Raw genomic sequence first — 7,499 nt, forward strand, 5'->3', positions numbered from 1 at the left:
GGTTTATTTATTGGCGCAATAGATGATTTAAGGAGCGGAGCTATACCTTATTACAGTTTTCGCGAAATAGTTGTATATGTTGTTGGTTGTATTTCTTGGTATGGAAACTAACAGTGACACCCACCCTAATTTTTGCACTTTTCGAAGTTAGAGGCTAGCCTTTGTTTAGTGCAAAAAACAAGCAGGGTGTCTTATGGCTATAGCAAGAAAGCGTCAAGTAAGTTTGGTTGATACAAAGTACTACCACTGTATTTCACGTTGCGTGCGTCGTGCGTTTTTGTGCGGTGAAGACCATTTTACGGGTCAATCTTACGAGCACCGCAGAGGCTGGGTTGAAGACAAACTGCTTGAGTTAGCCAAGGTGTTTTGTATTGACGTCTGTGCTTATGCCGTTATGAGTAACCACACGCATTTAGTGTTGTATGTTGATGATAAACAGGCAAATAGGCTGAATGATAAAGCGATTGTTATTCGCTGGCACAAGCTGTGCAAAGGCACATTGTTAACGCAAAAGTACATACAGGGTGAAAGGCTAAGTAAAGTTGAGCTTATCTTTTTTAATCAAACAGTAAAGGAATATCGAGAGCGTCTATCAAGTATTAGTTGGTTTATGCGGGTGTTAAATGAAGACATTGCGCGCAGGGCAAATAAAGAAGATAACTGCACTGGCAGGTTTTGGGAGGGACGTTTTAGTTCGCAAGCGTTATTAGATGAAGCCGCATTGGCGGCCTGCATGGCGTATGTAGATTTAAACCCCATTAGAGCCAAAATGGCAAAGACACCAGAAGAATCAGACCATACCAGTGCTCAAGTACGGCTAATATGCGCAAAAGAAGGCAAGCAGCCAAAACAATTACTCCGCTTTGCAGGCATGCCACGTCAAATCATGCCAAAAGGGCTACCCTTTGAGCTTAAATCGTACCTTGAACTTGTTGAGTTAACAGGGCGTTGTATACGAGAAGACAAACGAGGGTATATTGAGAGTATACAGTTACCCTTACTCGAAAGAGTCAATATTTCCTCTGAAAACTGGTTGAAACTCACCACACAATTTACATGCGTATTTCATGGTGCAGTAGGCAGACCAACCTCACAAGCAAGTTATTGTGAAAATTTAAACAGAAAACGGCGAGCGAATATCAGTAACTGCGAAAAGCTACTCGCATAAAACGTACAACTTAGCAAAAAATTAACACTGCATAATGCGGAGCATTTTCATGCGCGTAATTTAGGTTTAAGAGTACAAATAACTTATTTACTGGATGAAATGAAAGTAACCCAATAGTAAAAGATAAATTTTTAGCTGAAAAAGTAAATTTAATAGCACAGTTTTATTTGTTTAATTAGAGTGGCTGTCTAGTTTAGTCAATTGCTTGATAAAGAGTTTGAAGGGCACATTCTTAGTTTTATGATAGAAGGTGGTAATAAAATTATTTTTGCATTTAACAATAATATACCTTCATTGAGTAAAGATGAATTATTTGATAAAGCAATCGCGTTACAAAGAATAATAAATGTACCAATGACACGTTATGCTGAACTGTTATTTAATCACGTTTAATAAAAACAAGTGACAATAACTTTAGTGGCTTAATTTGCAGCAGACGTTTGGTATTTAGGCAAGGCAGAGCCTATGGTGTGTGGTGTTCCCCATAAATAGGCGATAACGCAGCATAAATTCGCAAATATAAACAGAGTACTCATTTGGTAAACTCGATACAATATTCTGCCGCCTCCATTTGTATTTGCGTTTCATAAAAATCACTGGGTAGTTGTATATCATGTTGAAGGTTTTTTGCGCTGAGTGTTTGTATGTTCTTCATGAGTGCTTGGCGCTTTTTAATCCATTCATTTGGAAATATCGGATTATTGATAAGGTGCGATAAAGCCCTAAATTCAAAGTATATAGTTCTGCGTATTGCTTGAGCTTCCTGCCTTGCTGATGAATGAACTGTATTTACATGATGTATTACTACGTCTCCTGCACAGGCTGTAACATCTAAGCTCTTTAACTCCGAATTTGTTAACTGGCGTTTTATATCGCACACACTTAATGGGCTAAAATGAGAACGAGGGATCACCTTTAAAGCCCCATGTTCTGCTTTTGCGTCATCTAAATATATACCGACTGTTATAATTGGTGTTTGCGTGCTTACGGGCATATCACGGTGCCAATCAAAACCGTGCGTATCTTGTGAATGCTTAATTACAATTGATTCATAGGTCGGTAAAGCGGGTTCACCAATTAAAGCCACAACGTAATTCATGAGTTTAGTATGTGCTAATAAGCAAGCGAATTGAGGTTCAAATAGAAAAAGTGAATTGATACGCGATATATATGGGGTATCCGCATTTTGGGTGATGGCAATATTATCGAGTGATTGTCCTAAAAAGTAGTGTGACTTTGCCTTATCATCCAAATGCTGGCAAAAGTTTTGAAGTTTAGCAATTGTACTAGGTTCAATTAATTGTTTAATTAATACAAAGCCTTGCTGTTTAAACTGTTCTGACACCAAGTTAGTTTGCATATTAAAAGTTTCCTTTTAGTAATATCACACCAATATATTTTGCCAAAGTTTAACGGCGTTACTGCATTTAATTCATTTACTATTAATGACAATATTGGCTCAAAAGTGGTTTAATCTTGAAGTATGTAAAGTACTAATAAAGTCAGATTTATACAACGATACGAAGCTCATACTTATAGTACCTTGGTGTCTGTATTTAGTTAATAGATGATCAAAAATTGCTGTTACAGTACTATTAGATTGGGGTAATTAACACTTGCTATTTCGCCATACAGCTGAATAATCAAGTATATAAAAAGGAATACAAATGACTAATAAAATATTAGATAAAGGGGATCAAGCGGCAGTAGATGAAATTATTGCTATAGGTTATCCACAAAACACGGAATACCTAGACGAGTTATTATCTTGGACATGCGATCCTAATTGGCCTATTGCTGGCCCAATATATCAATATTTTATAAAGCTTGGCAAAAATGAAGTCGAAAGGGTACTTGTTGAAGCAAATAAAGCCGACAATGACTGGAGATATTCCCTTATTACTCAAATAATTTCCTGCTACGACGATGAAACATTGAATGAATGCGTAAACGATTTAAAAAAATGGGCATCTGCAACAGGCTCTGATGAATGTGATTTTGAAGCAATACGTGTTTTAACAGATAAAGAACTGATCCCAGCCGACGAAATAGCGCAGATAGCAAAGAGAAATCTGTTTGTATACAACATCTGGATAAAAGAAACACTTGAGGCTGCAAATAGGGCTCTCTATTCACTTCCTTCAGGTGAACATAAACTCTAAACTTTTATTTGCAATAGTATGATTATCATAATAAATAGACAGAATGAGAATGAATTTAGTGTTATTAGAGTGGTGTAAACTACAGCAGCTCTAATAACATTAAGCTGAAACTATTTTAGTTACCCCAAGGGTTACTAGAATTAGAGCGTTGTTTACGATCGCGAGCACGTTGTTTAGTTTCTTTCTTTTCTATAATTCGCTTCGCATCAACAAAACTAAGTTCACATGGTTCACCAGGTTTATGATCCGCTAATTAACAATGACACCCATCCTAAATTTTGCTTTGAATTTTTATTTTTGATGCTTTATTTAAACAAGGGAATAAAATCTGAATGTGCTTGAATATAATAAGGAAGAATTTGTTTGGTTTGAATGAAAAACTAAAATCGGTATACCCGTTATGTAGGCGATATACCGATTTATAGTATGATTTATTAAGCCAGTACTTGTTTGTTTGAACGGTAACTGCCGCGTCTAAAAATAAGCACTAAAACTAAACCGATTATTGCTGTACCTGCTCCTGCAAGCGGCACAGAAGCTAAACCAAAACCGGCATTAATCATTACTCCGCCTAATACAGCACCTAGCGCATTACCTAAGTTAAAAGCCCCTATGTTCATGGCTGCAGCTAGATTTGGTGCTTCTTTAGCTTCTTGTACAACCAACGCTTGTAATGGCGGCACTAATGCAAAGCTGGCTATGCCCCATAAAAATATTAACGGTACAATAATAACTTTTGAGGTCGTTGTTACTGAAAATATTAATAACAATACAATTACCGCTACTAACGAGGCAATTAAGGTTAAATCAAGCGAGCGATCTGCAAACCTTCCACCTAATGCATTACCTACAGTGAGTCCTACGCCATATAACACGAGCATTGATGTAACAAACAAGGTAGACGCTTGAGCTTCGTCTTGCAGAATAGGTACTATATAAGTAAATACCGTAAACATAGCGCTTGAGCTAACAACTGTTAATAACAATGCCGCTAAAACAGGCGCTTTCATCAGTACTCTAAGTTCGTCGCGCACATTGGCTTTTTCTTTATTTACCAAAGGTGGTAAAGACACTTTTAAGGCGAGCATAGTGATTAAGCCCACTATAGCGATAGCAAAAAACGCAGGACGCCATCCTATAGTTTCGCCAACATAAGCTGCTAAAGGCACACCGCCAATAGTCGCTATGGTTAAGCCCGAAAACATTGCCGCAACTGCGCCAGCTCGTTTTTCGGGAGGCACTATACTCATGGCCACAACTGAGCCAACACCAAAATAAACCCCATGGTTAAATGAGGTAATAATGCGGCCAATTAACAACACGTTGTAGCTGTCTGCCATTGCGGAAATAAGATTACCTATTGTAAAAATACCCATAGATAACACCAACAAACGGCGGCGTGGCATATTAGCAAAAGCTAAGGTCATAAAAGGTGCGGCAATTAAAACACCAAAGGCGTAGGCACTAATCAGTAAGCCGGCCATAGGAATTGAAACCGCTAGATCGTTCGCAATGCTAGGTAGCATTCCCATTGGTGAAAACTCAGTAACACCAATGCCAAATGCACCAATGGCAAGTGCTAATAAAGGAACATTGATTTTCATGTAAAAACTCGTTAATTTGTGATGCGGAGGAATATAACGAATTCTCCAATCCTTTAATAGTAGGGTTAAATACATTCAGCTTTGCATTGGAATCACAAATGAAGCATGGAAAAACTGATAGAACCGCCGAAATGGAAACATTTTTAGCGGTTGCCTGTGTAGGCAGTTTAAGTGGTGCGGCTCGCGAGTTGGGTCTTACGCCGTCTGCCGTTAGTAGAATAATGACACGTATTGAAAAACGTTTAGGTGTTCGACTTATTGTGCGAAGCACGCGTAGTTTAAGGCTAACTAGCGAGGGCGAGTCGTACGCATTAGCAGCTCGCAGAATTTTAAAAGACTTAGACGATACCGAAGCGACAATTGCTAACCGCGGTAGCCCAAGTGGAAATATAAAAGTGAGCACTGCAACGGCTCATTGTCGCCTTGCCTTAGTGCCGGTACTTAAAGAATTTTTACAGCGCTATCCAGACATTACCATCGAGATAGACGTAACTGATCAAATAAGCGATGTAAGTGCTGGCCAAGTTGATGTTGCTATTCGTTTTGGCCACTTACCTGACAGCGCTTTAAATGCACGTAGGTTAGGTGAAACAGGCAGAGTGGTTCTTGCCTCGCCTGAATATTTAGCTAAAGCAGGCGTTCCTCAAACACCTGAAGATTTACAAGATCATAATTGTTTAGACTTCAACTTTAGGCGCTTTGAACCCGGCTGGCCTTTTCGTGAAGAAGGTAACAATTTTATGCTCCCTGTTAGCGGCAATATTATTGCTAATAATGGTGAAACTCTTGTTGAGCTGGCATTACAGGGAATAGGTATTACTCGAGTGGGTAGTTTTCATGTGCAAGACGAACTCGCCAGTGGCAAACTTGTACCTTTGCTTGAAGCCTTTAATCCGCAAGATAAAGAAGCGATTCATGCTGTATTTATTGGCGGTAAAAATACCCCAGCTAGAATTCGAGTTTTTGTAGATTACCTAGTTGAGAAAATGCTGTTTATTGAAAAACGTATTTTTAATACCTCAGTTAAATAATTCGCTGTTATTTACAGTTCAACAAAAAGGTTTAAATGGCTAAGGGTTAAAAACTATAAGAAACATGCGCAATCAGTTTTACATCAAATAAGGTATAAAATTGATTTATATCAAATAAGGTATAAAAGAGAGCAGGGCAAGAGCGCTAATTAACACTAATTAACAATGACACCCATCCTAAATTTTGCTCTTTTCAAAATTTAGGACTACGTTTTAGTTAGTGCAAAAAACGAGCAGGGTGTCTTATGGCAATTGCAAGAAAGCGTCAAGTAAGTTTGGTTGATACAAAATACTATCACTGTATTTCACGCTGTGTTCGTCGTGCATTTTTGTGTGGTGAAGACCATTTTACTGGGAAGTCTTACGAGCATCGTAGAGGCTGGGTTGAAGATAAACTACTTGAATTAGCTAAAGTATTTTGTATTGATATATGTGCTTATGCCGTAATGAGTAATCACACCCATTTAGTACTGTATGTAGATGATAAGAAAGCGAATAGGCTGAATGATAAAGCGATTGTTATTCGCTGGCATAAACTCTGTAAAGGCACCGTACTTACGCAAAAATATGCACAAGGTGAAAAGCTAAGTAAAGTTGAACTCATCTTTTTCAATCAAACGGTTAAACAATACCGCGAACGCCTAGCGAGTATCAGCTGGTTTATGCGGCTATTAAATGAAGACATTGCGCGCAGAGCAAATAAAGAAGATAACTGCACAGGGCGATTCTGGGAGGGTAGATTTAAATCGCAAGCATTACTAGATGAAGCAGCACTTGCAGCGTGTATGGCCTATGTCGATTTAAATCCCATTAGGGCTAAAATGGCTAACACACCAGAAGAGTCAGACCATACCAGTGTACAAAAGCGTTTAACATGCGCGAAAGAAGGTAAACAACCTAAACAGTTACTACGTTTTCAGGTATGCCACGTCAGATTATGCCTAAAGGGCTGCCGTTTGAGCTTAAATCGTACCTTGAACTTGTTGAGCTAACAGGGCGAATAATACGAGAGGATAAACGCGGGTATATTGATAACATGAACCTACCTTTGTTAGAAAGGCTTAATATCTCCCCAGAGAACTGGTTAAAACTGACTACGCAATTTACGCGCGTATTTCATGGTGCAGTAGGCAGGCCCACTTCACAAGCAAGTTACTGTGAAAACTTAAAGCGGAAACGGCGATCAAATATTAGCAACTGCGAAAAGCTACTCGCATAATACTTAAGCTACTTAGTAAAACCATTCAGTAAACATTAAAACTGCAATTATGTAGTTATTATCATGCGTGTCATTCAGGTTTTAACGTGCTAATAACTTATTTAATGGATGAAATAAAAGTAACCCAATATTAAAAGATAAATTCTCAACCTAAAAGTGAATAGCCAGATTAAAAATAGAGTGGCTGTCTTGTTTAGTTCTGTATTGAGCCAGTGTTCGGGTAATCCCCCCGAAAAATAATAGATGCCAAACGTAGAATTTTCTCTTATTGTAAACACAGGAGAAAATTATGAAAAAAGCACATTTTACAGACAG

General features: G+C 38.3%; 5 protein-coding genes and 1 pseudogene. 4 read left to right on the forward strand and 2 right to left on the reverse strand.

What is annotated here, in order from left to right; translation table 11 throughout:
- Window positions 1–193: 193 nt before the first annotated feature.
- The gene (locus DC53_RS01945) at window positions 194–1,168 is read left to right on the forward strand and encodes a transposase (protein ID WP_033031893.1); all 975 of its coding nucleotides are present in this window, start codon (window positions 194–196) and stop codon (window positions 1,166–1,168) included.
- Between the two features lie 532 nt (window positions 1,169–1,700).
- Here the strand turns inward: DC53_RS01945 and DC53_RS01940 are convergent.
- Entirely contained in the window at window positions 1,701–2,528 is an 828-nt protein-coding gene (locus DC53_RS01940) for a phytanoyl-CoA dioxygenase family protein (RefSeq protein WP_033031895.1), read from the reverse strand.
- 307 nt (window positions 2,529–2,835) lie between these two features.
- Here DC53_RS01940 and DC53_RS21445 point away from each other — a divergent pair, with 307 nt between their 5' ends.
- Window positions 2,836–3,330, forward strand: a complete 495-nt coding sequence (locus DC53_RS21445; protein WP_050484173.1) for a DUF5071 domain-containing protein — start codon at window positions 2,836–2,838, stop codon at window positions 3,328–3,330.
- Window positions 3,331–3,764: 434 nt separating this feature from the next.
- Here DC53_RS21445 and DC53_RS01935 read toward each other — a convergent pair whose 3' ends face one another.
- The gene (locus DC53_RS01935) at window positions 3,765–4,934 is read right to left on the reverse strand and encodes an MFS transporter (protein WP_033031897.1); all 1,170 of its coding nucleotides are present in this window, start codon (window positions 4,932–4,934) and stop codon (window positions 3,765–3,767) included.
- A 98-nt stretch (window positions 4,935–5,032) separates the two neighbouring features.
- On the opposite strand from DC53_RS01935, the gene DC53_RS01930 reads away from it, so the two are divergent.
- Both DC53_RS01930 and DC53_RS0120780 read left to right on the forward strand, forming a co-directional pair.
- Window positions 5,033–5,965 carry a LysR family transcriptional regulator gene (locus DC53_RS01930; RefSeq protein WP_045984395.1) on the forward strand — a complete coding sequence of 311 codons (933 nt, stop codon included), beginning with the start codon at window positions 5,033–5,035 and terminating at the stop codon, window positions 5,963–5,965.
- A 245-nt stretch (window positions 5,966–6,210) separates the two neighbouring features.
- A pseudogene (locus DC53_RS0120780) lies at window positions 6,211–7,184 on the forward strand (transposase).
- The last annotated feature ends 315 nt before the right edge of the window (window positions 7,185–7,499 follow it).

This window comes from Pseudoalteromonas fuliginea, from assembly GCF_000690055.1.
Taxonomy (GTDB): domain Bacteria; phylum Pseudomonadota; class Gammaproteobacteria; order Enterobacterales; family Alteromonadaceae; genus Pseudoalteromonas; species Pseudoalteromonas fuliginea.

Coding starts and splice junctions, on each gene's coding strand:
- DC53_RS01935 (WP_033031897.1), bottom strand. CDS start 4,934: ATGAAAATCAATGTTCCTTTATTAGCACTTGCCATTGGTGCATTTGGC.
- DC53_RS01945 (WP_033031893.1), top strand. CDS start 194: ATGGCTATAGCAAGAAAGCGTCAAGTAAGTTTGGTTGATACAAAGTAC.
- DC53_RS21445 (WP_050484173.1), top strand. CDS start 2,836: ATGACTAATAAAATATTAGATAAAGGGGATCAAGCGGCAGTAGATGAA.
- DC53_RS01940 (WP_033031895.1), bottom strand. CDS start 2,528: ATGCAAACTAACTTGGTGTCAGAACAGTTTAAACAGCAAGGCTTTGTA.
- DC53_RS01930 (WP_045984395.1), top strand. CDS start 5,033: ATGAAGCATGGAAAAACTGATAGAACCGCCGAAATGGAAACATTTTTA.